Origin of the sequence: Nonomuraea solani (assembly GCF_900108335.1) — a bacterium.
GTDB lineage: Bacteria > Actinomycetota > Actinomycetes > Streptosporangiales > Streptosporangiaceae > Nonomuraea > Nonomuraea solani.
The window spans coordinates 1,043,727-1,069,058 of sequence record NZ_FNVT01000001.1 but is presented as its reverse complement, the minus strand read 5'-3'; the positions used below and the strand labels follow the sequence as shown (position 1 = coordinate 1,069,058).

25 protein-coding genes are annotated in these 25,332 nt (G+C 71.1%); 13 read left to right on the top strand and 12 right to left on the bottom strand.

What is annotated here, in order from left to right; translation table 11 throughout:
- Positions 1-75: 75 nt before the first annotated feature.
- The 4 genes from C4V41_RS04670 to C4V41_RS04655 are packed head-to-tail and all read left to right on the top strand — an operon-like array spanning position 76 to position 5,305.
- Positions 76-1,410, top strand: a complete 1,335-nt coding sequence (locus C4V41_RS04670; RefSeq protein WP_103954434.1) for an ABC transporter substrate-binding protein — start codon at positions 76-78, stop codon at positions 1,408-1,410.
- Positions 1,410-2,324 (top strand): carbohydrate ABC transporter permease, encoded by a 915-nt coding sequence (locus C4V41_RS04665; protein WP_200823740.1) that lies wholly within the window; start codon positions 1,410-1,412, stop codon positions 2,322-2,324. Before C4V41_RS04670 ends, C4V41_RS04665 begins: the two co-directional genes overlap by 1 nt.
- On the top strand, positions 2,321-3,130 hold the full coding sequence (locus tag C4V41_RS04660; protein ID WP_103954432.1) for a carbohydrate ABC transporter permease: 810 nt from the start codon (positions 2,321-2,323) through the stop codon (positions 3,128-3,130). Before C4V41_RS04665 ends, C4V41_RS04660 begins: the two co-directional genes overlap by 4 nt.
- A gap of 3 nt (positions 3,131-3,133) precedes the next feature.
- Positions 3,134-5,305 (top strand): family 43 glycosylhydrolase, encoded by a 2,172-nt coding sequence (locus C4V41_RS04655; protein ID WP_103954431.1) that lies wholly within the window; start codon positions 3,134-3,136, stop codon positions 5,303-5,305.
- 3 nt (positions 5,306-5,308) lie between these two features.
- Here C4V41_RS04655 and C4V41_RS04650 read toward each other — a convergent pair whose 3' ends face one another.
- Complete coding sequence (locus C4V41_RS04650; protein ID WP_103954430.1) at positions 5,309-5,905, bottom strand: TetR/AcrR family transcriptional regulator; 597 nt, start codon at positions 5,903-5,905, stop codon at positions 5,309-5,311.
- A 60-nt stretch (positions 5,906-5,965) separates the two neighbouring features.
- On the opposite strand from C4V41_RS04650, the gene C4V41_RS04645 reads away from it, so the two are divergent.
- Positions 5,966-6,613, top strand: a complete 648-nt coding sequence (locus tag C4V41_RS04645) for an O-methyltransferase (RefSeq protein ID WP_103954429.1) — start codon at positions 5,966-5,968, stop codon at positions 6,611-6,613.
- Here the strand turns inward: C4V41_RS04645 and C4V41_RS04640 are convergent.
- Positions 6,597-7,928, bottom strand: a complete 1,332-nt coding sequence (locus C4V41_RS04640) for an erythromycin esterase family protein (RefSeq protein WP_200823739.1) — start codon at positions 7,926-7,928, stop codon at positions 6,597-6,599. The genes C4V41_RS04645 and C4V41_RS04640 overlap by 17 nt on opposite strands.
- 59 nt (positions 7,929-7,987) lie before the next feature.
- Between C4V41_RS04640 and C4V41_RS04635 the strand changes: the two genes are divergently transcribed.
- Positions 7,988-8,524, top strand: coding sequence for a helix-turn-helix domain-containing protein (locus C4V41_RS04635; protein ID WP_103954427.1), 537 nt, complete (start codon positions 7,988-7,990; stop codon positions 8,522-8,524).
- Here the strand turns inward: C4V41_RS04635 and C4V41_RS04630 are convergent.
- The 6 genes from C4V41_RS04630 to C4V41_RS04605 form a co-directional block, all read right to left on the bottom strand.
- Positions 8,521-10,131: an ABC-F family ATP-binding cassette domain-containing protein gene (locus tag C4V41_RS04630; RefSeq protein WP_103954426.1), complete on the bottom strand. Its 1,611-nt coding sequence runs from the start codon at positions 10,129-10,131 to the stop codon at positions 8,521-8,523. The genes C4V41_RS04635 and C4V41_RS04630 overlap by 4 nt on opposite strands.
- A 292-nt stretch (positions 10,132-10,423) precedes the next feature.
- Positions 10,424-11,239 carry an SAM-dependent methyltransferase gene (locus tag C4V41_RS04625; RefSeq protein ID WP_268808526.1) on the bottom strand — a complete coding sequence of 272 codons (816 nt, stop codon included), beginning with the start codon at positions 11,237-11,239 and terminating at the stop codon, positions 10,424-10,426.
- Between the two features lie 36 nt (positions 11,240-11,275).
- Positions 11,276-12,091: an alpha/beta fold hydrolase gene (locus C4V41_RS04620; RefSeq protein WP_146103534.1), complete on the bottom strand. Its 816-nt coding sequence runs from the start codon at positions 12,089-12,091 to the stop codon at positions 11,276-11,278.
- A gap of 537 nt (positions 12,092-12,628) precedes the next feature.
- Entirely contained in the window at positions 12,629-13,084 is a 456-nt protein-coding gene (locus C4V41_RS04615) for a MaoC family dehydratase (protein ID WP_103954423.1), read from the bottom strand.
- Positions 13,081-14,103: an amidohydrolase family protein gene (locus C4V41_RS04610; RefSeq protein ID WP_103954422.1), complete on the bottom strand. Its 1,023-nt coding sequence runs from the start codon at positions 14,101-14,103 to the stop codon at positions 13,081-13,083. Before C4V41_RS04610 ends, C4V41_RS04615 begins: the two co-directional genes overlap by 4 nt.
- Positions 14,100-15,002, bottom strand: a complete 903-nt coding sequence (locus C4V41_RS04605; protein ID WP_103954421.1) for an SDR family oxidoreductase — start codon at positions 15,000-15,002, stop codon at positions 14,100-14,102. The genes C4V41_RS04610 and C4V41_RS04605 overlap by 4 nt, the downstream gene beginning before the upstream one ends.
- Positions 15,003-15,085: 83 nt before the next feature.
- On the opposite strand from C4V41_RS04605, the gene C4V41_RS04600 reads away from it, so the two are divergent.
- Entirely contained in the window at positions 15,086-15,922 is an 837-nt protein-coding gene (locus C4V41_RS04600) for a PaaX family transcriptional regulator (RefSeq protein WP_200823738.1), read from the top strand.
- A gap of 137 nt (positions 15,923-16,059) precedes the next feature.
- Here the strand turns inward: C4V41_RS04600 and C4V41_RS04595 are convergent, their stop codons facing one another.
- Both C4V41_RS04595 and C4V41_RS04590 read right to left on the bottom strand, forming a co-directional pair.
- Positions 16,060-16,875, bottom strand: a complete 816-nt coding sequence (locus tag C4V41_RS04595) for a hypothetical protein (protein WP_103954420.1) — start codon at positions 16,873-16,875, stop codon at positions 16,060-16,062.
- Positions 16,872-17,378 carry a SigE family RNA polymerase sigma factor gene (locus C4V41_RS04590; protein WP_103954419.1) on the bottom strand — a complete coding sequence of 169 codons (507 nt, stop codon included), beginning with the start codon at positions 17,376-17,378 and terminating at the stop codon, positions 16,872-16,874. The genes C4V41_RS04595 and C4V41_RS04590 overlap by 4 nt, the downstream gene beginning before the upstream one ends.
- 66 nt (positions 17,379-17,444) lie before the next feature.
- Here C4V41_RS04590 and C4V41_RS04585 point away from each other — a divergent pair, with 66 nt between their 5' ends.
- Positions 17,445-18,305, top strand: a complete 861-nt coding sequence (locus C4V41_RS04585) for an MBL fold metallo-hydrolase (RefSeq protein ID WP_160150165.1) — start codon at positions 17,445-17,447, stop codon at positions 18,303-18,305.
- Here C4V41_RS04585 and C4V41_RS04580 read toward each other — a convergent pair.
- Complete coding sequence (locus C4V41_RS04580; protein WP_200823737.1) at positions 18,298-19,614, bottom strand: mannitol dehydrogenase family protein; 1,317 nt, start codon at positions 19,612-19,614, stop codon at positions 18,298-18,300. The genes C4V41_RS04585 and C4V41_RS04580 overlap by 8 nt on opposite strands.
- A gap of 68 nt (positions 19,615-19,682) precedes the next feature.
- Here C4V41_RS04580 and C4V41_RS04575 point away from each other — a divergent pair, with 68 nt between their 5' ends.
- Complete coding sequence (locus tag C4V41_RS04575) at positions 19,683-20,858, top strand: acyl-CoA dehydrogenase family protein (protein WP_103954416.1); 1,176 nt, start codon at positions 19,683-19,685, stop codon at positions 20,856-20,858.
- 14 nt (positions 20,859-20,872) lie between these two features.
- On the top strand, positions 20,873-21,343 hold the full coding sequence (locus C4V41_RS04570; RefSeq protein WP_146103533.1) for an AAA family ATPase: 471 nt from the start codon (positions 20,873-20,875) through the stop codon (positions 21,341-21,343).
- On the opposite strand, the gene C4V41_RS04565 is transcribed toward C4V41_RS04570, so the two are convergent.
- A complete protein-coding gene (locus tag C4V41_RS04565; protein ID WP_103954414.1) occupies positions 21,321-21,761 on the bottom strand; it encodes a hypothetical protein in 441 nt (146 codons plus the stop codon). The two genes, C4V41_RS04570 and C4V41_RS04565, sit on opposite strands and share 23 nt — an antisense overlap.
- Positions 21,762-21,978: 217 nt before the next feature.
- On the opposite strand from C4V41_RS04565, the gene C4V41_RS04560 reads away from it, so the two are divergent.
- The 3 genes from C4V41_RS04560 to C4V41_RS04550 all read left to right on the top strand — a co-directional run bounded on the left by C4V41_RS04560 (position 21,979) and on the right by C4V41_RS04550 (position 25,303).
- Complete coding sequence (locus C4V41_RS04560; RefSeq protein WP_103954413.1) at positions 21,979-23,661, top strand: purple acid phosphatase family protein; 1,683 nt, start codon at positions 21,979-21,981, stop codon at positions 23,659-23,661.
- A 245-nt stretch (positions 23,662-23,906) separates the two neighbouring features.
- Positions 23,907-24,542: a hypothetical protein gene (locus C4V41_RS04555; protein ID WP_103954412.1), complete on the top strand. Its 636-nt coding sequence runs from the start codon at positions 23,907-23,909 to the stop codon at positions 24,540-24,542.
- Positions 24,539-25,303, top strand: coding sequence for a nickel/cobalt transporter (locus tag C4V41_RS04550; protein WP_103954411.1), 765 nt, complete (start codon positions 24,539-24,541; stop codon positions 25,301-25,303). Before C4V41_RS04555 ends, C4V41_RS04550 begins: the two co-directional genes overlap by 4 nt.
- Positions 25,304-25,332 lie beyond the last annotated feature (29 nt).

Below are 25,332 nucleotides of genomic sequence, written 5' to 3'. Positions count from 1 at the left end.
GCCGGACGCTGTTTACAACGTTAGATACAACGATGTACAACGGGGCATCACCACACGGGCAGGAAGTGATGCAAGATGTCCCTGGACAACCTCACCCGGCGGCGCGCGCTCGGTCTCGGCCTCGGCGCCTTAGTTCTCACCGGATGCGGCGGGGGCGGCGGCCCAAGGCAGCAGGCCGCCCAGCAGACAGGCGCGGCGGCCACGGCCGCACCGACCTCGTACACAGGTCCCGCCGTCTCTCTCACCTTCTGGAACGGCTTCACCGGCGGCGACGGCCCGTTCATGAAGAAGCTGGTCGAGCAGTTCAACAGCGCCCACCCCAACATCAAGGTGACGATGAACGTCTACCAGTGGGCCGACTACTACGCGAAGGTCCCGGCGGCCGTCGCCGCCGGGCAAGGGCCCGACCTGGGCATCATGCACGTCGACAGCGTCGCGACCAACGCGGCCCGCCAGGTGGTGCTGCCCCTGGACGACGTGGCCAAGGCGCTCAGCCTGACCGAGGCCGACTTCTCGCCGCCGGTGTGGCAGGCGGGCGTCTATAAGGGCGCGCGCTACTCCATCCCGCTGGACGTGCACCCCCTCGGCATGTTCTACAACAAGGCCGTCATGAAGAAGGCCGGGCTCGACCCGGAGAACCCGCCCAAGACCGGCGAGGAGTACCTGGCCGCGCTCGAAGCGCTGAAGAAGGCCGGCATCCAGGGTCACTGGGCGACGCCGTTCCCGTTCACCGGCAACATGCAGTTCGGCAGCCTGCTCTACCAGCACGGCGGCGCGCTCTTCGCCGACGACGCGAGCGTGTCACGCTTCGCCGAGGAGCCGGGTGTGACCGCGCTGACCTGGCTGGTCGAGCTGGTCAACAAGGGCTACAGCCCCAAGAACGTGGGCCAGGACGCCGACCTCATCGCGCTGCAGAACGGCAAGGCCGCCTTCAACTGGAACGGCATCTGGTCCATCAACACCCTGCGTGAGGCCAAGGACCTGGAGTGGGGTGTCGCGCCGCTCCCCCAGATCGGTACGAAACCCGCCGCCTGGGCCGGCTCCCACCAGTTCGTCATCTTCAAGCAGCGCCAGGCCGACCAGAACAAGCTGGCCGCGGCCAAGGTCTTCATCAACTGGATCGGCGGCCACTCGATCGAGTGGGCCAAGGCCGGCCAGGTCCCCGCGCGCAAGTCGATCCGCGACGGCGCGGAGTTCCAGGGGCTGAAGGAGCAGGCGGCGATCGGCTCCCAGATCGACAACCTGTACTTCCTGCCGTCCGTGGCCGGCATCGGCGACGCCTCCGCGACCGTGGACCAGGCCGTCAACGCGGCGATCCTGCTGAAGAAGAGCCCGAAGGACGCGCTGACCGAGGCGGCCGCCAAGGCCGACAAGATCCTTGAGCAGAACCGGAAGAAGTACGGCGCCTGATGGTCTCCCTCGCAGCCAAGGCCGCCCGTTCCCGGACATCGAAGTCGATGTCCTGGAACGGGTGGGCCACCCCCTACCTCTTCCTGGCGCCGTACCTGGTGCTGTTCGGCGTGTTCGTGCTGGCCCCGGCGCTCTTCGGGATCTGGGTCAGCCTGCACGACTGGGACTTCATGCTCGAAGGCAGGCCGTTCGTCGGGCTGGACAACTACACCGCGCTGCTCGACCCGGCCTCGGCCGTCTACGCCGACTTCTGGATGTCGATGCGGGCCACCGGGATCTTCACGCTGATCAGCGTGCCGTTCCTGGTCGTGCTGCCGCTCGGGATCGCGCTGCTGCTCAACCGGCCCTTCCGAGGCAGGACGTTCTTCCGCGGGCTGTTCTTCGCCCCGTACGTGCTGGGCGTGGCGGTGGTCTGCCTGATGTGGCGGCTGCTGCTCGACCCCAACCTCGGCCTGATCGACTCCCTGCTCGGCACCGACATCGCCTGGACGACGTCGCTGCCCTGGGCCTGGGTCGCCCTCGTCGGCGTCACCGTCTGGTGGACGATCGGCTTCAACGGCGTGATCTACCTGGCCGGCATGCAGGACATCCCGCGCGAGCTGTACGACGCCGCCAAGGTCGACGGCGCCAGCAGGTGGGCCGAGTTCCGGCACGTGACGCTGCCCGGGCTGCGGCCCGTGGCGTTGTTCGTGGTCACGACGACGATTCTGGCCTCGGCCAACATGTTCGGGCAGTCGTACCTGCTGACCCAGGGCTCGCCCGGCGGCGAGACCAGGACCGCGATCGTCTACATGCTGGACGTGGGGCTCAAGCAGTACAAGATGGGCAGCGCCTCCGCGATGAGCTACGTGCTGACCCTCGCCCTGATCGTCATCAGTGTCCTCAACTTCCGGCTGTTCAGGGGGCGCTCGTGAAGCGTTACACCGCCCTGATCGGGCTGGCCGTGCTGTTCGTGGCGCCGCTGTTGTGGGCGTTCGGCACCTCGATCAAGACGAAGTCCGAGGCCACGCGGGTGCCGCCGACGCTGTTCCCCACCTCGCCGACCGGCGTCGCGTACGACACGATCTTCGAGGGCACCTCGCAGACTCCGGTGCTGCGCTGGTTCGTCAACAGCCTGGTCGCCGCCACCGGGCACATGGTGCTCGTACTGGTCGTGTCGTCGCTGGCGGCGTACGCGCTGGCCCGGCTGGAGTTCCGGGGCAAGAAGCTGATCTTCGGCGTGATCGTGGGCACACTGCTGGTGCCCGGGTTCGTGTTCCTCATCCCCTCGTTCCTGATCGTCGACCAGCTCGGCTGGCTCGACAGCCTGCTCGCGCTCATCGTGCCCGGCGCGGCCGGGGCGTTCGGGGTGTTCTTCCTGCGGCAGTTCTTCCTCGGGCTGCCCCGGGAACTGGACGAGGCGGCGCTGCTCGAAGGGGCCAACCACTGGCACATCTTCCTGCGGATCACGCTGCCGCTGTCGCGTCCCGCGCTGGCCACGCTCGCCGTGCTGAGCTTCCTGAGCAACTGGAACGACTTCGTCTGGCCGGTGTTCGTGCTCTTCAGCCCCGAGTACTTCACGTTGCCGCCGGGGCTGTCGATCCTGCAGGGCGCGTACAGCATCGACTATCCCGTGATCATGGCGGGCGCGGTGCTGGCCAGCGTGCCGGTGCTGATCCTGTTCGGGTTCACCCAGCGCTACGTCATCGAGGGCATCTCTCGTAGTGGATTGAAAGGCTGAAATATGCACATCGCAGCGGTCGCGACGCTGGTCGCGTCGTTGTTCGCCGGTCCCGTCGCCTCGGCGAGTCCACCGGCGGCGTTCGAGAATCCGGTGTCGAAGGACATCGCGGACACCTTCGCCGATCCGGCCGTGATTCGCGGGCTCGACGGCTACTGGTACTCCTACGGCACCTCCGACCCGATGCACGAGGGTGAGGGCAAGCATCACCGGCTGCCCATCGCCCGCTCCACCGACCTGGTCGAGTGGACGTACGTGGGGGACGCGTTCGGCGAGAACGAACTGCCGCCGTACGCGGCGCCGGGCAGCCTGCTGTGGGCGCCCGACATCCGTTACCTCGACGGCCGGTACGTCATGTACTTCACGGTCACGAACACCACGAGCACGCCGCACCAGTGGGACTACTCGATCGGCGTGGCCACGTCGCCGACGCCGACCGGCCCGTGGACGCACCAGGCCGCCCCGGTGGTGCCGCCGCGCCCGTCGGGGGACTCGTACTGGAACACGATCGACCCGTCGCAGTTCACGGACGTGGACGGCACGAAATACCTCTATTTCGGCGGATTTTTCGGTGGAATGTGGGTCACGGAGCTGACCGCTGACGGCCTCCGCACCGTCGGCAAGCCGTCGCAGGTGGCCATTGACAACAAGTTCGAGGGCGCGTACGTCGTCCGCCGCGACGGCTACTACTACCTGCTGGCCTCCTCCGCGAACTGCTGCGCCGGCCCGACGACGGGCTACTCGGTGCTGGCCGGCCGCGCCACCAGCCCGCGCGGCCCGTTCGTGGACCGCGAGGGTCAGCCGCTGCTCGCCTCGCGGGCGGGCGGCACCCCGGTCGTCGCCCCGAACGGCGACCGCTGGATCGGCACCGGCCACCACGCCCAGCTCACCGACGTGGCCGGGCAGGACTGGATGCTGTACCACGCGATCGACCGGTCCGACCCGTTCCTGGACCAGCCGTACGGGATCAACGAGCGTCCCATGCTGCTGGACCGGCTGGACTGGATCGACGGCTGGCCCATGGTGCGCGCGGGTGCCGGGCCCTCCGAGCGCTCCGATGAGGCGCCGGTGACGCGCGGATCCGTGCACGACGGCTTCTCCGGCGACCTGTCGGCCTGGCGCGACACGAACGGCTGGTCCGTGCGCGACGGCCACATCAGCGGCACCGGCACCCTGACCGCCAGGCTCGGCATGGGCGGCGATCTCCGCGCCGAAACCGACCTGCGCGTCAAGGACGGCGCGACCGCCGGACTGCGGATCGGCGAGGCCACCGCCACCGTCTCCGCCGACGGGCTGACCGTCACGGCGGGCGCCGCGCGGCGCACGGTGGCGCTGCCCGGCGGCGCGGCCACCTGGCGGAACCTGGCCGTCACGGTCAAGGGCCACACGATCACCGCCGAGGTCACCTCGGCCCGGCTCGGCGACCCCCAGGCCACGGTGCGCCTGGAGGCCCGTGTGCCGCTGGCGGGCGCGTTCGCGCTGGTCACCGAGGGCGCGGCCGACTTCGACAACGTCAGCGCGGCCCACCTCACCAAGCCGGTGACCCGCCCCGTGCCGGTCCCCGAGCCGGGCCGGCGGCTCGACGGCGACGAGTTCGACGGCCGTGGCGCCGGCTGGACCTGGGTGCGCCAGGACCCGGCCGCCAAGGTCGCCAAGGGTGCGCTGACCTGGCCGGTGCAGAGCGCCGACCTGGTCGGCACCGGCAACACGGCCAGTGTGCTGCTGCGCGACGCGCCGCAGGGTGACTACATCGTCGAGACCAAGGTGACCTTGGACCTGGGCGAGGACACCGTACGGAACTATCAGCAGGCCGGGCTGGTCGCGTACGCGTCGGACGACGACTTCGCCCGTCTCTCGCAGGTGTCCATCTGGAACACCCGCCAGGTCGAGTACGGCAGGGAGCTGCCCTTCGCCGGCCGTCTGTCCTACGGCGGCAACATCGCCGGCCCGCCGGCCAAGACCACCTGGCTCAGGCTGGCCCACCACGTCGACCCTGCCAACGGCGAGCACGAGTTCCGCGCCGCCTCCAGCCGGGACGGCAAGACGTGGACGTGGGCCGGCGTGTGGACGTTCCCGAATGGCACCACCCCGCGCATCGGCCTGGTCTCCCACGGCGGCGCGCAGCCTCCGGTGGACGCCGAGTTCGACTACGTGCGCGTCTACCGCACCCGGTAGGTCCTAGCGGAATCTGGCGAGAAAGTCGTCAACGAGCCGGTCGGTGTACTCCACGCCGACCGGCTCTCCCGTTACCAGGACCCGGTAGTACAGCGGCCCCACGAGCCGATCGGTCTCGGCCGCCAGATCCAGCCCGGCGGGCAGCTCGTCCCTGAGCGCCGCCCGTTCCAGCGGCAGCCGGTCGCGGCGCCGCTGCTCGTCCAGATATCTGGCCCGGAACTCCACCGCGAACGCCGGATCGTGCTGCGCCTGCGCGATCAGCGCCCTGACCACGACGCCGGTGTCGGTCGCGGACAGGATGTGGGCCAGCCGCCCCAGGTAGGCGCGCAGGTCGAGGGCGAGGTCGCCGTGATCGGGCGGCGCCAGGTCCTTGGCCATGTCCTGCAGGAACGCGTCCATGAGCACCTCGGTCTTGGTGCCCCACCAGCGGTAGACGGTCTGCTTGGAGACTCCGGCCCGGGCCGCGATGCCCTCCATCGTGACTTTGGTGAAGCCCTTCTCCGCGACCAGGTCGTCGGCCGCCTCCAGCACGGCCTGCCGGGCCTCCTCACTGCGCCCGTGCCGGTTGCCGTGGTGACGCCGGTCCGTCCCTTGTGCCATTTCGTCAGCATAGGACACCCGTCTCTAGACTAGACAGGACGTTGCGTCTACTCTAAAGGCATGACCTACACGTACACGCTCGCCGACCCCCGGGTCGAGAGCGCCCTCAGCGGCATGTTCGCCGCCTCCGGCAATGACGACGCCGTCGCGGCACGGACCTTCGCGCGCGGCTTCGCCGCGATGACCTTCGAGGAGCAGATCGCCGCCGCCGCCGAGATCTACATGCCGATCTCCGCCGACGGCGGCAAGCTCCTCTACAACCTGGTCCGCGCCGCCCGCCCGGCGACGGTGGTCGAGTTCGGGACGTCCTACGGGATCTCCACCCTCTACCTGGCCGCCGCCGTCCGCGACAACGGTGCGGGCCACGTCATCACCACGGAGTACAGCAAGGAGAAGATCGACGCCGCGCGGCGCACGTTCGCCGAGACGGGCCTGGACGACGTGATCACGGTGCTGGAAGGGGACGCCCGGGAGACCCTGGCGGGCGCCGACGCCGGCTTCGTCCTGCTGGACGGCTGGAAGGAGCTGTGCCTGCCGGTGCTACGCCTGCTCGAACCGCGACTCGCCCCCGGCACCACGATCGTCGCCGACGACGTGAACCTGCCGAACCTCCGGCCCTATCTGGACTATGTGCGTGACCCGGCCAACGGCTATCACAGCGTGACGTTCCCCACCGAGGACGGCATGGAGATCAGCTGCCGCCTGTGAACGCGGCGAACGCCTCCCGCACCTCCGCCGGCGCGCAGGCCAGCGCGGCGGGGTCCGGGTGGGCGGGGGTGACGTGCGGGAGGTGCACGACGAGGTCATAGGCGTCCAGCGGCCTGACCTCGGACGAGAACCCACCGAATCGCTGCAGCGAGACCGCTTTGACGGCTTCGGCGTCGGCCGGGGACAGGTGCCGCAGGTCGATCGCAAAGGGGGCCGCATGGCCTGCCTGGCTTGAGTGGCCTGCCTGGCCCGTCTGGGCCGCGTTGCTCGCGGTCATGAGCGCGTCGAGGGTGCCCGGCTCGGGTGCGCCCATCTCCGTGAACAGCCGGCCGGTGCGGAAGTCGGGCTCCAGGTTGAGCGTGTGGCCGGCGCCCGTGGTCGTGCCGATGACGAGGTAGCCCGTGCCGAGCCCGTCGGCGAGGCGCATGCCCATCGTGGCCGACGGCGGCAGGCCGGGCATGGTGACGGGGTGGCGCATGACGTGACCGTTGTGGGCGGCCAGGACGACGCGGTCTTCCCTGCGCAGGATCCACTCGACCGTATCGGCGATCGCGGCCTCGCGGATATGGAAGTGGGTGCCATCGGCCGCGCCGCGCGCCATCGCCCGCAGCGCGGCGTCGAGGGCGATGGTGAGCCGTAGCGTGTGCAGGGCCCGCTCATAGGTGTCGGCCGACGTACGCCTGACCTGGTCGAGCCGCGTGGCGGTCATGCGCGCCAGCAGATCGGCCAGCCCCGCCGTCAGCGCGTCCTTGCCCGCCAACTGCCCGTACGCGGCCAGCGCCTCGGGGGCGGAGAACGCGGACGGCGCCGCGTACGCGGAGGCCGTCTCGCGCAGCGCGGGGTCCACCTCGAAGCCGGGATCCGCCTCGGCCAGATAGGCGGTCACGGCGTCCAGCCCCGGCAGCGGCGACATCACCGATCCGGGCAGGTCGATGCCGTAGAACCGGACCCCGCCGTGGCGGCGCATCCACGCCAGGTGGTCGCCCATCTCCTGCCACAGCCCCATCAGCGACGTCAGGCCGTTCGCCGCGACGTGGCCGGGCCGCTCGTCGCCGCCACGCACGTATCCGTCGGCCAGCCACCCCTCCACGAACCCGGACTCCATCGCGTACGCCCCGAACCCGTGCCGCTCGGCCAGGTGCCGCAGCAGCCGGTGCCGGAGCAGGTAGGACTCCCGGTTGTAGTGCGCGCTCTCCCCGATCGCCACCACCCGCGCGTCGCCGATCGCCGCGTCGAGCCAGTCGAGATCGTCCGGCGGCGCCGCCGGATCCAGCGTGGCCAGCGGATGGATCGCCCCGCCACTCAGTCCATTCATGGTCATCCCTCCCGCATTCCCAATTTTGGTAAAGGTACCAGATGTGGGATCGTAGGGCGATGGACATGCTCGACCTGCTCCTTCATCCGGTCCGGGTGCGCATCGTGCACGCCATGTCGGGTGAGCGCACGCGGACCACGGCCGACCTGTGCGCGCGGCTGCCCGACATACCGAAGACGAGCCTCTACCGGCACGTCGCCCTGCTGGCCGAGGCGGGCGTGCTGGAGGTGGAGAGCGAGCGGCGGGTGCACGGGGCCGTGGAGCGCAGCTACCGGCTGCGCCGCGAGCGGGCGGCGATCGACGCCGAGGCGGCCGCGTCGATGTCCCTCGACGACCACCGCCACGGGTTCGCCGCCGCGATGGCGGCGCTGCTGGCCGAGTTCAACGCCTATCTCGGCCAGGAGGGCGCCGACCCGGCCGCCGACTCGGTCGGCTACCGGCAGATCCCGGTCTGGCTCGACCAGGACGAGCTCGCCGACCTGGTCGGCCGGGTGACCGAGGCCATCGGCGACCACCTGGACCACGAGCCCACCGCCGACCGGCGCCCCTATCTGGTGAGCCCGATCCTGTTCCCCACCGACCGGGCACCCGGTTAGTGCTCCAGGAGGTGGCCGTCCGACAGGGTCAGGCGCCGGTTCACGCCGATCTCCGTGAGAAACCGTTCGTCGTGGCTGACCACCACGAACGCCCCCTCGTACGCCGCCAGCGCGCTCTCCAGCCACCCGATGCCGACCAGGTCGAGGTTATTGGTGGGCTCGTCGAGCAGCAGCAACTGCGGAGCCGGTTCCGCGCACAGCACGCAGGCCAGCGTGGCGCGCAGCCGTTCGCCGCCCGAGAGCACCCCGATGGGCAGGTGCGCGCGGGAGCCGCGGAAGAGGAAACGGGCGAGCAGGTTCATCCGGTCGGCCTGGAGCATCTCGGGCGCGGCCAGGGCGAGGCTCTCGGCCACGGTGCGGTCGAGGTCGAGCAGGTCGAGCCGCTGTGACAGATACGCGACCCGCCCGTCGGCCCGCCTGGTCCTGCCGTCGCCCTCCGGCTCCAGCTCCCCGCCGATCATGCGTAGCAGGGTCGACTTGCCGGAGCCGTTCGGGCCGGTCAGGGCGATGCGCTCCGGGCCGCGGACCGTCAGGTCGACGCCCTGGCCGGCGAACAGGCCGCGGGCCTGGAGGTGCTCGCCGTGGAAGACGGTGCGCCCGGCAGGGACGTTCGTGCCGGGCAGCTCCAGCACGATCTTCTGGTCGTCGCGCAGCGCCCGGCCGGCCTCGTCGAGCCTGGCCTTGGCGTCGCCGAGCCGCGCGGCGTGCATCTGTCCCGCCCGCCCGGCCGACTCCTGAGCGCCGCGTTTCATGTTCCCGGCGAAGATGCGCGGCAGGCCGGCGCTCTTGAGGTTGCGGGCGGCGTTGCTCGCCCGGCGGTCGGCGCGCTCGCGGGCCTGCTGCAGCTCCCGCTTCTCGCGCTTCAGCTCCTGCTCGGCGTTGCGCACGTTCTTCTCGGCGGCCTCCTGCTCGGCGCGCACGGCCTCCTCGTACGCGGCGAAGTTCCCCCCGTACGAGCGCAGCTCGCCCTGATCCAGCTCGGCGATGCGGTCCATGCGGTCGAGCAGCTCGCGGTCGTGGCTGACCAGCAGCAGGCAGCCGTTCCACTCTTCGAGCACGCCGTGGAGCTTGCGCCGGGCGTCGCGGTCGAGGTTGTTGGTCGGCTCGTCGAGCAGCAGGACGTCGGGCCGCTTCAGCAGTTGCGCCGCCAGCCCCAGGGAGACGACCTGGCCGCCGCTGAGCGTGCTCAGCCGCCGGTCGAACGCGAGTTCCCCGAGGTCGAGCCGGTCGAGCTGGGCCCGGGTGCGCTCCTCGATGTCCCAGTCGTTGCCGATCGTGGTGAAGTGCTCCTCGCTCGCGTCACCCGACTCGATGGCGTCCAGCGCCGCGATCACGGGCGCGATGCCGAGCACCTCGGCCACCGTCAGATCCCCGTCGAAGGGCAGGCTCTGCGGCAGGTAGCCGAGCACCCCCTGGACGCCGACGCCGCCGCCGCGCGGGCGGTATTCGCCGGCGATCAGCTTGAGCAGCGTGCTCTTGCCGGCGCCGTTGGGCGCGACCAGGCCGGTACGCCCGGCGCCCACGGTGAACGACAGGTCCTCGAACACCGGGGTGTCGTCGGGCCAGGAGAAGGACAGGTTGGAGCAGACGATGAAAGCATCGGACATGAAAGGAGACCTCGTACGGAACGCGGGCGCGCCACGGCCGCCCGGCAAGGGGACATGGGAACGTGAAACGACGACACGGCCACAGCGACGGCGGCTTTCACACACGCCGGCCGTGGGCCGATCACTTCCGGTATCACCCGGAGATGTCGTCGTCACCTGCCATGTCTGGTCTCCCCTTGATCCGACTACGGGCGTTTTCACAGTAGCACGATGGTCAGCGGGGCCCGTTTCAGAGGAGCACGACGGTCAGCGCGGCCCGGTTCCTAGAAGCACGACGGTCACCAGGGCCGGTTCAGAGGCGGCCGACCGCTCCCACTAACCCTGGAATGGACAGGTCGATTTCCGCGAGCCGGTCGATATCGCATTCGGGCCGCCACGATTTGACCGGCACCAGACCGGGCGCCAGCAACGTCATATCGTCGAAAAAGGCGGTGATCTGCCGTAACGAGCGTGCGCTCAGCGCTCCGGGCTGCGTCGACTTGTACACCTGCTGCCCCGCCTTCACTTTCGCATTCTCGCTGTCCGGCGTGTAGAAATGCGAAATCAGCAGGTGACTTCCCGCCACAAGGGGACGGCGCAGCGCGGTCACGATATCGGCCGCCTCCCGGTCGCCGGGAACGAAATGAAGCACCGCCGACATGAGCACGGCGGTGGGCCGGCCGAAGTCCAGGTGCCCGGTGACCGCCGGGTCCGCCAGGATGGCGCCGGGGTCGGTGATGTCGCCGTGCACCGCGATGGTGCCGGCGTCGTCGGCCAGCAGGGCACGGGCGTGGGCCAGCACGATCGGGTCGTTGTCGACGTAGACGACGCGGGCGTCGGGAGCGGCCCGCCGGGCGACCTCGTGGACGTTCTCCCGAGTCGGCAGACCGGCGCCGAGATCGAGGAACTGGCGGACGCCGTGCTCGGCCATCAACCGCACGGCCTTACCCAGGAAAGCACGATTGTCACGGGCCGTCTCGCGCACTTCGGGCACGATCGCGATGATTTTCTCGGCGGCTTCCCTGTCGGCCGGGAAGTTGTCCTTTCCGCCCAGGTAATAGTCGTACATGCGGGCCACGCTGGGAATCGAGGGATCGACTCCGGGAACGGACGGTTCGGTCGCAGTCACATTCCGCTCCTGAACTCAGGGGCCGCAATTCATCGATCATCCTCGCAGAAAGTCGAGCGTTTCTGCCAGCATGCGGCTCGCCTGGTTCTTGGGCAGTCCGTGACCGCTGCGGTCATGGACGTTCAGCGTCGATCCGGGGATGGCGTCGGCGGTCTCGCGCAGCGACGCCGCCGGGAAGAACAGGTCCTCCGCGCCGCCGATCAGCAGCGTCGGCGTGACCATGGACGGGAGCCGGTCACGTGCGTCGTGCTCCAGCACGGCGTCGACGGTGACCAGGAAGTCGCCCTCCTCCGTGGCCGACGGCGCTCTGCCGCCTGTCAGCTCTCCCATCAGGCGGGCCACGCGCTGGGCGGCGGCGCCGTCGACGGCGATGGCCGCCATGTCGCCGCGCAAGCTCCGCCACCGCTTCCCTTCGGCCAGCGTCCGCCAGCGACGGCAGATCTCCTGCCCGGCCGGGGCCAGGCGGGCGCCCGTGACGACGAGGACGAGGCGTTCGACCAGGTGGGGGTGGTCGAGGGCGAGGTACTGGGCCACCAGCCCGCCGGTGGACAACCCCATGACCCTGGCCGGACCGAGGCCGTCGCCGAGGAGGGCGGCGTAGTCGTTCGCCAGGTCGCGGGTGGTGGTGCCGGGCTTCAGGCCCCGGCCGCGCTGGATGACGTGGACGGTGTGGTCGGCGGCGAGCGCCTTGTAGGCACGGGCGTACGCCCAGGCGGCCAGCCGGCCGTGCACGCCGTTGTCCAGCGCCATACCCGGCAGCACGACCAGCGAACGCGGCCCCGTACCGAAGCGCACGTAGGGGTGCCGGTCACGAAGGAGCCCGGATTCGACCGTCCCGCCGCTGTCAGCCATGCCCGCCACCGCCTGACGCACCGTCGTGGGCCCTCACCATACGCCGACCTGCCTCCTCTGAGCAGGCCCAGGCCGCCCCGCACACCCCTTTCCCACCGCACTTCGGCTGGCGTCCTTCTAGGAGATGGGGGGAAGAGCGGGTCCTTCTCAGCGGGCGGGCATCCCTCTCGGAGGGCTGGGGACTCTCAGAGGGCCGGGAGACTCCCGAAGGGTGCGGCCCCTCCCGAAGAGCCGGGGCCTCCCGGACGGCGAGCCCCCTCCACGGAATGACAGCCCCCGGAGAGCCAGGGCGTCCCGGGGAGCGCGACTCATCCAAAGGGCCAGGGCCTCCCGGAGAGCGCGGCCCCTCCAAAGAGCCGGGGACCTCCCGGAAGGCGAGCCCCCTCGGAGAGCCGGGGCCTCCCGGAGGGTGCGGTCCCCTCCCGAAGAGCCAGGGCCTCCCGGAAGGCGAGTCCCCTCCACGGAAGGGGGCCCCTCCCGAAGAGCCGAGATCCTCCCGGAGAGCGCGGTCCCTCTCGGAGGGTGGGGGAGGTGTGGTCAGGTGTAGTGGCGGAGGAGGGCGCGGGCGGCGCAGGCGGGTTTGGTGGAGCCTTCGATTTCGATGGTGAAGTCCATGGCCATCTGGACCCCGTCGCCTGGTACGTCATCAACCGAGGCGACGGTCGCGGCCAGGCGGATCCGGTCGCCGACCTTGACCGGGCTGGGGAAGCGGACCTTGTCCAGCCCGTAGTTGATGCTCATCCTGACGCCCTGGATCTCCAGCAGTTCGGTGAAGAACGGGATGACCAGCGCGAGCGTCAGGTAACCGTGGGCGATGGTGCCGCCGAACGGACCCTCTTTGGCCTTCTCGGCGTCGGTGTGGATCCACTGGTGGTCGTTGGTGGCGTCGGCGAACAGGTTCACGCGGTCCTGGGTCATCTCCAGCCACGAGCTGTGGCCGAGGTCCTTGCCCGCGAGAGCCTTCAGCTCGGCGAGGCCGTGAGCGGTGGTCATGGGGTGCTCTCCTTGAGTCCGAGCAGGCGGGCGGCATTGTCCTTGAGGATCTTGGGCCGGACCTCGGGCTTGATGTCGAGCTTGGCGAAGTCGGCCAGCCAGCGGTCCGGGGTGATGACCGGGTAATCGGAGCCGAACAGGACCTTGTCCTGCAGCAGCGAGTTGGCGTAGCGGACGAGCTGGGGCGGAAAGTACTTCGGGGACCAGCCGGACAGGTCGATGTGCACGTACGGCTTGTGCGTGGCGACCGCGAGGGCCTCGTCCTGCCAGGGGAACGACGGGTGGGCCAGGATGATCCGCAACTGCGGGAAGTCCACCGCCACGTCGTCGACCAGCATCGGGTTGGAGTACTTCAGCCGGACCCCGCCCCCGCCCGGCACGCCCGCGCCGATGCCGGTCTGACCGGTGTGGAACAGGGCGATGGCGCCGAGCTCCTCGATGACCTCGTACAGGGGGTAGGCCATCGGGTCATCGGGGGCGAAACCCTGGATGCTGGGGTGGAACTTGACGCCGCGCACGCCGTACTCGGTGATCAGGCGGCGCAGCTCGCGGGCGCCCGCCCTGCCCTTCCACGGGTCCACGCTGGCGAACGGGATCAGCACGTCGGCGTGCTCGGCGCAGCTCTCGGCGATCTCCTCGTTGGCGATGCGCGGATGGCCGGTGGCGTGCTCGGCGTCCACGGTGAAGACCACCGCGGCCATCTTCCGTTCCCGGTAGTAGGCGGCCATCTGGGCGATGGTCGGCTGCTCATGGGCACCGAAGTACTCTCCCGACGCGCCGAACAGCTCGGGGCTGAGCGAGCCGTGCCCGTCCTTGGAGATCTCGGCGTGCGTGTGGACGTCGATCGCGACCAGCTCATCGATGTTCGTGAGACCGGCGTTCGTGCGATCGGTGTTCGTGCGATCGGTGTTCGTGCGATCGGTGTTCGTGCGATCGGTGGTCGCGGGACCGGTGGTCGTGCGATCGGCGCTGGTAGAACCAGCGTTCGTGCGATCGGCGTTCGTAGGATCGGCGTTCATGCGATCGGGGCTTTCGGGGCCGGGATGCCGTACGTCTCCGGCTCGAAGGCGTTCCAGGCCCCGGCGATCGCGTCGGCGCTCCAGCCGCCGTCGGCGAAGGCGGCGGCCTTCTCGGCCGGGTGCGACCAGAGCGCCAGCTTGTCGCCGCCGATGCCGATGGCCTGCCCGGCCACCCCGGCCGAGGCGTCGGAGGCGAGGTAGACGATGAGCCCGGCGACGTCTTCGACGGTGCCCATGCCCTCGTCTCTGCGCAGCCAGCCCGGCAGCGGCCCGCCGGTGCGCTCGGCCTCTTCCAGGATCGGGGCGAAGGCCGGGATGGTCTTGGTCATCTCGGTGACGGCCACCGGGACGACGGCGTTGACGGTGACGTTCGCCCTGGCCAGCTCCATCGCCCAAGTGCGTGCCATCGCGACGATGCCCGCCTTGGCGGCGGCGTAGTTCGTCTGGCCGAGGTTGCCGCGCTGCCCGGCCGGCGAGGAGATGAGGATGAGGCGGCCACCCTCGCCCTGCTCCCGCATCCGTACGGCGGCCGCCCTGGCGCAGGTGAACGTGCCGCGCAGATGCACGTCGATCACCGTGTCGAAGTCGTCGTCCGACATCTTCCACATCATCCGGTCGCGCAGCACGCCCGCGTTGGTGACCATCACGTCCAGCCGCCCGTACTCCGCCACAGCCGTCCCCACCAACCGCTCGGCCACCTCGGCTGAGCCGACCGCCCCGGCGGCGGCGACGGCCCGGCCCCCGATGGCGGCGATCGCGGTGGCGGTGCCCGCGGCGGCCTCCGCGTCCACGTCGTTGACCACGACCGCCGCGCCGGCGGCGGCCAGCGCCTCGGCGTACGCGCGGCCGAGACCGCGACCGGCTCCCGTGACCACGGCTACTTTTCCGGACAGATCCATCCGCGCGACCTCTCGAATTGGGGCACTCTTGTGACTCTCGTCAGAGTTTTGCCCAATATCGTGGATCCGTCTAGCCTCTGCTTGTGACGCTGGGTGAAGCAGAGACGGACGACCAAGGGCAGTCCGCCCGCCCGCAGTCGCTGATGTTCAGCTTTCTCGGCATCTACGTGCTGGGCCGGGGCGTCGCCGTCTACTCGGGCAGCGTCATCGACGTGTTCGCCCGGCTGGGGCTGTCGGAGGAGGCGGTGCGCTCGACGCTCACGCGCATGGCCAAGCGGGGGCTGCTGGCGCGGCATCGGCGGGGGCGCAAGACATACTTCGGGCTGACCGCGTACGCGGCGGAGGTGTTGGAGGACGGCCGCCGACGCGTCTGGGAGACCGGCGCCGTCAACCGCGACTGGGACGGCACCTGGACCCTGGTCGGCTTCTCCCTGCCCGACAGCCGCCGCAGCACCCGCCACGACCTGCGCTCACAGCTCGTCTGGGCCGGGTTCGGCCCGCTGCTGGGCGGCATGTGGATCGCTCCCGGCGCCAAGGACGTGAGCGCCATGGTCGCCGCGCTGGGTCTGCACGATCACGTCACCGTGCTGGCCGCCCGCGCGCTCAAGCCGACGGAGTCGGCCGACCTCGTCGGGCGGGCGTTCGACACCGAGCAGATCGCCGGGCGCTACCGGGCCTTCCTCGACCGCTGGGACACCCCGCGGCCGCTCCCGTCACTGCCCGACGATCTGGCCAGGCAGCTCCTGCTGCACACGGACTGGCTGCAGCTCGTCCGCCAAGACCCTCACCTGCCCGCCGAGCACCTGCCGCCCGACTGGCCCGCCATCCGGGCCGAACAGGTCTTCCGCTCGCTGGCCCGCGCGTATGAGGGGCCCGCGCGGCGGCTTTCCGGGCAGTTCCTCGACGAGCTGACGATCTGACCGCCACCAGCCCCCATGACCTGACCACCACGCACCGCCCGACGGCCTGACCGCCGCCCGCGCCACCCGACGATCTGGCCGCCGCCCGCGCCGCCCGACGATCTGGCCGCCGCCCGCGCCGCCCGACGGTCTGGCCGCTACTCGCTGCCCAGTGGGCCCAAGGCGGTCTTCTCCTGGCCGAGCACCTGTCCTTCCGCCCCGTACGCGGTCACCGTGACGTCCGGCGACTCCAGGACCGAGTCCGGACGCACCTTGCCGAGCACCCGCGCGATGAAGAACCCGCCTGCCATCCGCGCCTCGGTACGCCGCCCGTCCGCCCAGTCGATCCCGACCCGCCGCACGCTCTCGGTAACCCGGCCGACGACGACCCGGTAGACGTCGTCCCGCTGGATCCGCCGCTCGCCCACCGCGTACGAGTGCGTGTGCGAGGTGTACCCGTCCACCCGCAGATCACCGGAGAAGCCCCGCATGTCCCCCGGCGCCTCGTTGCCCCAGTAGGTGAACACCGCCCGCTCCGCGAAGTCCCTCTGCGTGGTCGGCGTGCACAGGACGAAACCGGCGGTACTACCCACCAGGGCGGTCGACCCGCCCTCGTCCCTGGCCTCCACCAGCACCCGGAAGTCCTCGGCCGAGCCGTGCTCGGGGATACGCCGGTTACCGTCCATGTTGTGCACGGGCCCGCCCTTCGGCATGCACTCACTGACGAGCCGCCGCTGCGCGGCATCGTTGTCCGGCAGCAGCCCCACCTTCACGGCGGTGTCCGGGCCCTGGTTCTGGGCGGGCACCACGATCACGACCGCCGCCAAGGCGGCGGCCGCGAGCCCGGCGATCGGCCAGGACCTCCGCCGGGAACGGGTGCTCGCCCGCCGGGCGTAGGCGGCCGCGTCGATCGGGGTGGCCTCGGCGGCCATCCGCCGCAGCTCGTCGGCGATCCGCCGTTCGTCGATGGTCATCGCAGGCCCTCCAGGTTGGTGCTCTCGCCGGCCAGGCGGCGCAGGCGGGCGACGGCTTCGTGGGTCTGGCTGCGTACGGTGCCCACCGAGCAGCCCATGATCTTGGCCACTTCGGACTCCGGCAGGTCCTCGTAGTAGCGCAGCACCAGGACCGCCCGTTTGCGCACGGGGAGCGCCCGCAGCGCCTCGGCCAGGGTGACGCGCGTCTCGATCTCGCCGGTCCGGTCGGCCACGCCCCGGTCGGGTGGCTCCTGGAGCACGCGTTCGCGGCCCCAGCGCGGGCTTCGCCAGCGGCCGACCTGTTCGTGGTACATGACCCGCCGCACGTACGCCTCCGGATTCTCGCGAATCCGGCGCCAGTGCGCGGCCGTCTTGGCCAGCGCCGTCTGCAGCAGGTCCTCGGCGGCGTGCTGGTCGTTGGTCAGCACGTACGCGAGCCTGATCAGGCTGTCGGAGCGGGAGGTGACGAACTCCGTGAAATCCCGCTGCTGGTCAGGGTGCAAAGGTTCTCCTCGTCGAGGTCTCGCACCCTTAGATGGCGGACGGCGCGCGGATCTATGGTGTCGGCTATGTGGAATCGGTTCACGGTCGGAGACCTCAACTGCCTGGTGATCAGCGACGGCCAGCCGGAGCCGCCGTGGGAGCCGCCGCTGGAGCTGTTCTACACCCCCGGTTCGGGCGTGCCCGAGCAGGAGCTGCGCGCCGCCGTGGAGCGGGAGGGGAGCGGCAGGAGCACGCTGACGGCCGCCTACAACTGCGTGTGCGTGGAGACGCCGGGCGGGCTCGCGGTGATCGACACCGGACTGGGCGAACAGTTCTTCGGGTACGGTCCCGGTTTCGCGCCCCTGGTCGGCCGGTTCACCGACGGGCTGGGCGAGGCCGGGTACACGACCTCCGACGTCTCGGCCGTCGTCTTCACCCACCTGCACGAGGACCACAGCCGGGGCGCCGTGTGGGCGGGCGAGCCGGCGTTCCCCGAGGCGACCGCGTTCGCGCACGCGGCGGAGGTGGCGTTCTGGACGGACGAGGCGGCCTCGATCCCCGACCTGGCGCGCGGATCGGCGCTGGACACGATCCGGCTGTTCGGCGAGCGGCTGCACGCGGTCGAGTACGGGGTGGAGATCCTGCCGCACGTCCGCACCGTGGACGCGGCCGGCCACACGCCCGGGCACACGGCGGTGCTGCTGGAGTCACGGGGGGAGCGGCTGCTGTGCGTGGGTGACTCCTTCTACGACCCGCTGCAGCTCAGGCACCCCGCGTGGCGCACGCCCTGGGACCTGGACGCCACCCGCTCGGTACGCAGCCGCCGCCGCATCCTGGAGTGGGCGGCCGACGAGAGCCTGCTCATCCACGCCTACCACCTGCCGTTCCCCGGGCTGGGCCGGGTCAGGCGGCACCGGGACGCCTTCGAATGGGAGCCCCTCAGCTGAGCTCCCCCGCCTCCCGCACGATGGCCTCGACCAGGGCGGCGTCCTCGGCCGGCCCCGGCTCAAGCCAGGCCAGCACGGCACGGGCGGCCTCGGTCAAGGACCCGCCGGCGACCGGCGCGGCGGCGTCCCGCACCGGAACGCCGCCGCCCCTGAGATGCAGCAGCCAGGCCGCGAGCGCCCGTACGACACCGCCGGGCATCCGGCCCTGGGCCCGCTCGGCGCGCAGGGCGGGCAGGATGCGCACCGGCACCTTCTGCGACCCGTCCTCGGCGATCTTCGCCAGGGTGTGCCGGATGCGCGGGTTGGCGAACCGCTCCAGCAACGCCTCCCGGTACGCGGCCAGCTCATGCTCGGGAAACTCCAGGTGCCGGGAGGCTTCGGCCCACCACTCCGCCAGCCAGCCCCGGCACACCGGATCGGCCACGGCCTCGGCCACCGTGACGTGCCCGCGCAGGGAGGCGGCGTAGGCGAGCAGCGAGTGACCGCCGTTGAGCAGCCACAACTTGCGTTCCTCGTACGGGGTCGCGTCGGCCGCGAACCGGGCGTCCCACTCCGGCCGGCCCGCCGGGAAGTCCCCGCTCAGCACCCACTCCGCGAACGGCTCGGTCACCACGGGCGCGGCGTCGGCCCAGCCGGTGGCCCCGGCCACGACCCGGACATCCTCCTCTTCCGGGTACGGCGTGATCCGGTCCACCATCGTCGTCACGTAGGCGGCCTCGCCCCGCAGCCCGGCGGCCTCCGCCAGCTCCTCGACCACCCGCGCGGTCACCTCGCCGTTGCCCGGCAGGTTGTCGCACGACACGATCGCCACCGGCCCGCCCCCTGCGCGCCGCCGCGCGGCCAGCCCGGCCACGAGCCGCGCCGCCGCCGTACCGACCGGGGCCTCCGGATCGGCCCGCAGCGCCGCGAGGTCGGCGGCCACCTCCGGCAGGCCGAGGTCCAGCCCGCCGCCGGGGCCGCGCGTGTAGCCGGCCTCGGTGACCGTCAGCGTGACCACCGCCAGTTCGGGCCGCCGCCAGTACGCCAGCCAGGCGCCGTGCTCACCGCCCGGATGCACCGCGCTGACCGAGCCGATCACCTCGTAGGCGTCGCCGTCGCGACCCCGGGTGACCAGCGTGTAGAGGCCGTCCTGGGCGGCCAGCCGGGCCGCGATCCGGGTGCTGCGGCCGGTGAAGGCGGCGATGCCCCAGCCGGCGGCGTCGGGGGCGTGGTCGGTGTACCAGGCCTGGTGCGCGCGGAAGAACCCGCCCAGGCCCAGGTGCAGGATACGCACGGGCGCGGCGGGGCGACCGGCGACGGCGCGGTTCAAAGCCGATATCAGGGTTTGCGTCACAGTCGGTCCAGGATAGGACCCCTCTCGCGGGGTACTCGAGACCCATGGCCGATCTGCTGACCGGAGACTTCTACACATTCGAGGACCTGCTCGCCGACGACGAGCGGGCGATCCTCCATCGTGTCCGCGCGTTCCTCCAGGAGAACGTCGTCCCCGTCGCGAACCACTACTGGGCACGCGCGGAGTTCCCGCTGGACCTGGTGAAGGGCTACGCCGAGCTGGGGATCGCCGGGCTCGCCTATCCCGAGTGCCCGGGGCCCAAGCCGAGCGGGCTGCTGAGCGGGTTCCTGGCGCTGGAGATGGCGCACGCGGATCCGTCCATGGCGACGTTCTTCGGGGTGCACACCGGGCTCGCCATGGGCAGCATCGCCACCTGCGGTTCCGAGGAGCAGCGGGAGCGCTGGCTGCCCGAGATGAGCAGGATGGAGAAGATCGGCGCCTTCGCGCTGACCGAGCCGACCGGGGGTTCCGACGTGTCGGGCGGCATGCGGACCACCGCCAGGCGCGAGGGCGACACGTGGGTGCTCGACGGGGCCAAGCGCTGGATCGGCAACGGCACCTTCGCCGACCTGATCGTCGTCTGGGCCCGCGACACCGAGGACGGGCACGTCAAGGGCTTCGTCGTCGAACAGGGCACGCCCGGCTTCACCGCCACCAAGATCGAGAACAAGATGGCGCTGCGCACGGTCCAGAACGCCGACATCACGCTGCGGGACTGCCGTGTCCCCGAGACCAACCGGCTGCAGCGCGCCGGCTCGTTCCGCGACACCGCCAAGATCCTGCGGGGCACCCGCAGCGGCGTGGCCTGGCAGGCGTGCGGCATCATGATCGCTGCCTACGAGATCGCGCTGCGGTACGCCAAGGAGCGCGAGCAGTTCGGCCGGCCGATCGCCAAGTTCCAGCTCGTCCAGGATCTCCTGGTCAGGATGCTGGGCAACGCGACGGCCTGCCTGGGCATGGTCGTACGACTGGCGCAGTTGCAGGACGCCGGGATCTACCGCGACGAGAACTCCGCGCTGGCCAAGGCGTACTGCACCACCCAGATGCGCCAGGTCGTCGGCTGGGCGCGGGAACTGCTGGCCGGCAACGGCATCATCCTGGACTACGACATCGGCCGCTTCGTCGCCGACGCCGAGGCGATCTACTCCTACGAGGGCACCCGCGAGATCAACACCCTGATCGTCGGCCGCGCGATCACCGGCCACGGCGCCTTCGTCTGACACCCCCGGTCCCGGTGGCTGACGATCGGCGCATGCTGCCCGGCCGGCACGTCGAATGCGCGCGGCTGAACGCGCCGCTCGCGGGCGTACGGGAGCACCGCGGCGCCGCCCTGGTGATCCGCGGCGAGCCAGGGATCGGCAAATCAGCCCTCCTGGACCGCGCGGGACCGGTTCGCGTGTTACGGGCCTACGGCGTCGAGTCGGAGGTCGAGCTCCCCTTCGCCGCCCCGCACCAGCTCTTCCACCAGGCCACCGCCGAGCCGGACCTGCTGCCCCAGTCGGCCGCCCTGGGCCTCCCCTCACCGGACCACCAACCGGCCACCGAGCGCCGGTTCCTGGTGGCGGTCGGTGTGCTGGGCGAGCTCAGCACGGACGTCCGGGGAGCACGCCTGGGCGGGCCGGCGACCGCGCACCAGATCGACGCGCCGCTCTCCACCTGGATCCCCGGCGCGGACCGGGCGTCTAAGGCAGCGCCGAACCAGTGAGGCGGCCCGTGGGACGGTAGACCGCGCACATCACGTCGCGGTCCCCGTCAGCCCAGGTCTCGGCGGTCGGCATGATCGGGTAGTACCGCAGGTCGTCCCGGCCGCCCCACAGCCCGGCATACCGCTCACCACAGCTCCGCCAGGCGAACGCCGACAGCGCCACCCGGTCGTACGGGCCGTCGGGGACGTGGGTGAAGCCGTACGACTGATTGTCGGCCCCGCCGTCACAAGGGGTGTAGAGCACGGTCCGCTCCCCCGCACCCGGCGAGTACGCCGGATCGCTGAAGCACTCCCCGCCCTCGATCAGCAGGATCCCAGTGGTCTCGGCGGTGATGAAGGCGTCCGTCTTGACCACGGACGGCATCACGAAGAGCGTCCCGAGGGCGGCGACGGCGGGCAGCAGCCCCCAGTGGCGCATCCGTGCACCTTCCCTCCCGTAACGATGCGTGGCCGATCGTAGACGGGGCCGGGGAAACGCCGGGCCAACGTGCGATGACCGCCGCCTTGACGATCGTGAATTCATCTGACGGACGAACACCGGACAGGTGATCGTCAGCGGTGCCTGGGTGAATGCGCTGGCGTCCATTCCCGCGCTCGCGGGTGGACGAGACCGCTTCTCATGGAGTGAGCCAGACGTGAACAACCCCAGGAAGCCGTGGCCGTTCGGGCCCCGGCAGGCGAAGCTCGCCGCGATCGGCACCGGCGCGCTGCTGATCACCGGCTTCGCGTTCGGCGGCGCCGCCGTCGGCGCGGCGGCGCCACCCGTGTACCCGGCCGCCCAGGTGCACAAGCCCTCCCCCATCCCGGACCGCATGATCCTCATCCCGACCACCACGCCGGCCACCAGCCAGCGCGTGTCGTGGCGGGCCGAGGCCACCGCCGACACCGCGCAGGCCGAGTTCCTGGAGGCGCCGCGCGCGCTCGGCCAGGTCACGCCCGCGGCCGGCGCGGTGAAGACCGTCCGGGCCCTGGCCAGCACGCCGGTGAACACCACGCTCGGGTACGCCTCCACGTACCACACGGCCGAGTTCACCGACCTGAAGCCGGAGACCCGCTACACCTACCGCGTCGGCGACGGCACGAACTGGAGCGCGTGGACCGACTTCACCACGGCCGCCGCCGGTTTCGAGCCGTTCTCGTTCATCTACTACGGCGACGCGCAGAACTACCTCGACTCGGCGGTGCCGCGCGTGTTCCGGCAGGCGTTCGGCGACCGGCCGCAGGCCAAGATGATCGTCAACGCCGGCGACCTCATCGACTCCGCCAACAGCGAGGAGCAGTGGGGTCAGTGGTTCAAGGCGGCCGGGTTCATCGACGGCCAGGTCAACAACGTCTCGATCCCGGGCAACCACGAGTACAGCGGCGGCCTGTCCACCTTCTGGCGGCCGCAGTTCCCGTACCCGGACAACGGGCCCGGCAACGCCGAGCTCAAGCAGACCGCGTACACGCTTGACTACCAGGGCGTGCGGTTCATCGGCCTGGACACCAACCACCAGAGCAACGCCACCCTGATGGCCGCGCAGACGTCCTGGCTGGAGGGTCTGCTGAAGGACAACCCGAACAAGTGGACCGTGGTGACCTTCCACCACCCCGTCTACTCGACCACCGGCACCCGCAACAACCCCAACGTGCGCACCCAGTGGGCGCCCCTGTTCGAGAAGTACGGCGTGGACCTGGTGCTTCAGGGCCACGACCACTCGTACGGGCGCGGCAACCAGATGGCGGCGCGCAAGTCGACGAGCGTGCACAACGGCGTCGCGTACGTCGTGTCGGTCTCCGGCGGCAAGATGTACACGCTCAACGGCGGCGAGAACTGGACCGGCAACGGCGCCGAGGTGCGCAGCACCAGCCAGAACACCCAGCTCTACCAGCTCATCGACGTGGCGGGCGACTCCATCACGTTCGAGGCCCGCTACGCCAACGGCGAGCACCACGACGGGTTCGTCATCCGCAAGAACGCCAAGGGCGAGCGCACCGTCAACGACATTCGCACCCCGGAGAACACGGTCGGGGCGCAGGTCACCGTCGACAAGACCACGGTACGGCGGCTTGACCAGGTCAAGGCGGCGGCCTACGGCTACGACCCGGGCGAGAAGGTCACCGTGTGGTGGCGCGACCAGAACGACGCGGCCAACGGCGGCGGGCGTCCCGGCGGCCGGCCGGGCACGCTGATCGGCGAGGTGTCGGCCGACGAGCTGGGCCGCGTCCTGCAGACCATCAGCGTGCCGGCCGGGGTGAAGGCCGGCAGCACGTACGAGGTCCTCATGGAGAGCCGGAACCAGAAGATCACCAGCCCGGCCATCTCCGTAACCCAGTGACCCACCCCGGGTGAGGCCGTCCCCCGGCCTCACCCGGCCCCAACCGCCGCACACCGCCCGCACCCAAGCCCTAACCGTCGCGGCCTGGCCGCACCCAAGCCCAACCGTCGCGGACCAGCCACACCCAACCCCAACTGCCGCGCACCGCCCGCGCCCGAGCCCGAGCCCCAACCGCCGCGGACAAACCGCACCCAAGCCCAACCATCGCGGGACCGGCCGTGTCCGGGCCCAACAGGAGCCACCTCGTGATCCTCATCAAACGCGCCCTGCTCATGGCCGTCGCCGCCGTGATCATCGCGGCGCAGCCCGCGCTGGCGCATCCGTTCGGGCCGCCCTCCACCGCCAGGATCGGCGCCGACGGCACGCGGGTGACGCTCGCCTGGCTGCCCGCCGAGGACGACTGGGTGGCGCTCGGCCGCTCGGTCGGCGCGTTCGAGGACCCGGCGACGGGCACCGACACGACGCTGACCGGCGAGCAGAAGCTGGCCCGCTCGACCGCCGTACGCGACTACCTGCTGGCCCGCGTCGGCGTGACCCAGGCCGGACGGCCGTGCGCGGCGGAACTGGCACCGCTGGAGCGGCTGCTCGCCGACGGAGCCCGGTTCAGCTTCGCGTGCGCGGCCCCGGTCGTCGAGGTCGACGTCCGGATCGACGCGCTGACGGACGTGCACGAGGCGTACCGGACCATGCTCACGGCCGAGACACCGGCCGCGCCCGCGCGGACGCTGTTCACCGCCTCGTCCGGCGCCCACCGCCTGCGCTTCGACCCGTCGGCGGCGAGCGGCGTGCCCCTCGCGGTGCCCGCCGTGGCGCTGGTGGCCGTGCTCGGCGTGCTGGTCACCTTCCTGGTACGCCGCCGCCGGGCGGGAGCGGCCGCGTGAACGAGCAGGACGGCTACCTGATCGCCCTGTTCGACGGGGCGGGCGCGTTCTGGCTGGTGCTGGCCGTCGCGCTGGGCGTGGGCGCGCTGCACGCGGTCGCGCCCGGGCACGGCAAGAGCGTGACGGCCGCCTACCTGATCGGCACGCGGGGCCGCTACCGCGACGCGCTGCGGCTCGGGGTGGTCGTGGCGCTGATGCACACGGTGTCGGTGCTGGCGCTCGCGCTGGCGTGGGTGGGGCTGAGCAGCGCGGCCGTCGCGACCAAGACGGTGACGGCCTGGCTACAGGTGGTCGCGGGCGTGATCGTGATCGCGGTCGGCATGCACCTGACTTACCGCCACCTCCGCCCCCGTCAACCCCAAGGCCATGGGCACGGTCATGGGCACGGTCATGGTCATGGGCATGGCCACGGCCATGGGGACCCGGTGGATCCCTGGTCGCGGCGTGGACTGACCGCGCTCGCGCTCTCCGGTGGCCTGGTGCCCTCGCCCTCGGCGTTCATCGTGCTGGTCAGCGGCCTGCTCACCGGCCGCTCGGCCGACGCCGTCGTGCTGGTGCTGGCGTTCGGCGCCGGGATGGCCGTCACGCTCACCGCCGTAGGGATGGTGACCGTGCACGGGGCCGTGCTGCTGCGCCGCCGCGTGCCCGGTCACCGGCTGCTACGCGCCGCGACGGCCTGGACGCCGGCGCTGGCGGGCGTGGCCGTGGCGATCGGCGGCTGCCTCTACCTGGCGACCGCCGTCACCGCCCTCACCCCGTAGAAACGACCGATCCGGTATGGGTCGAACCC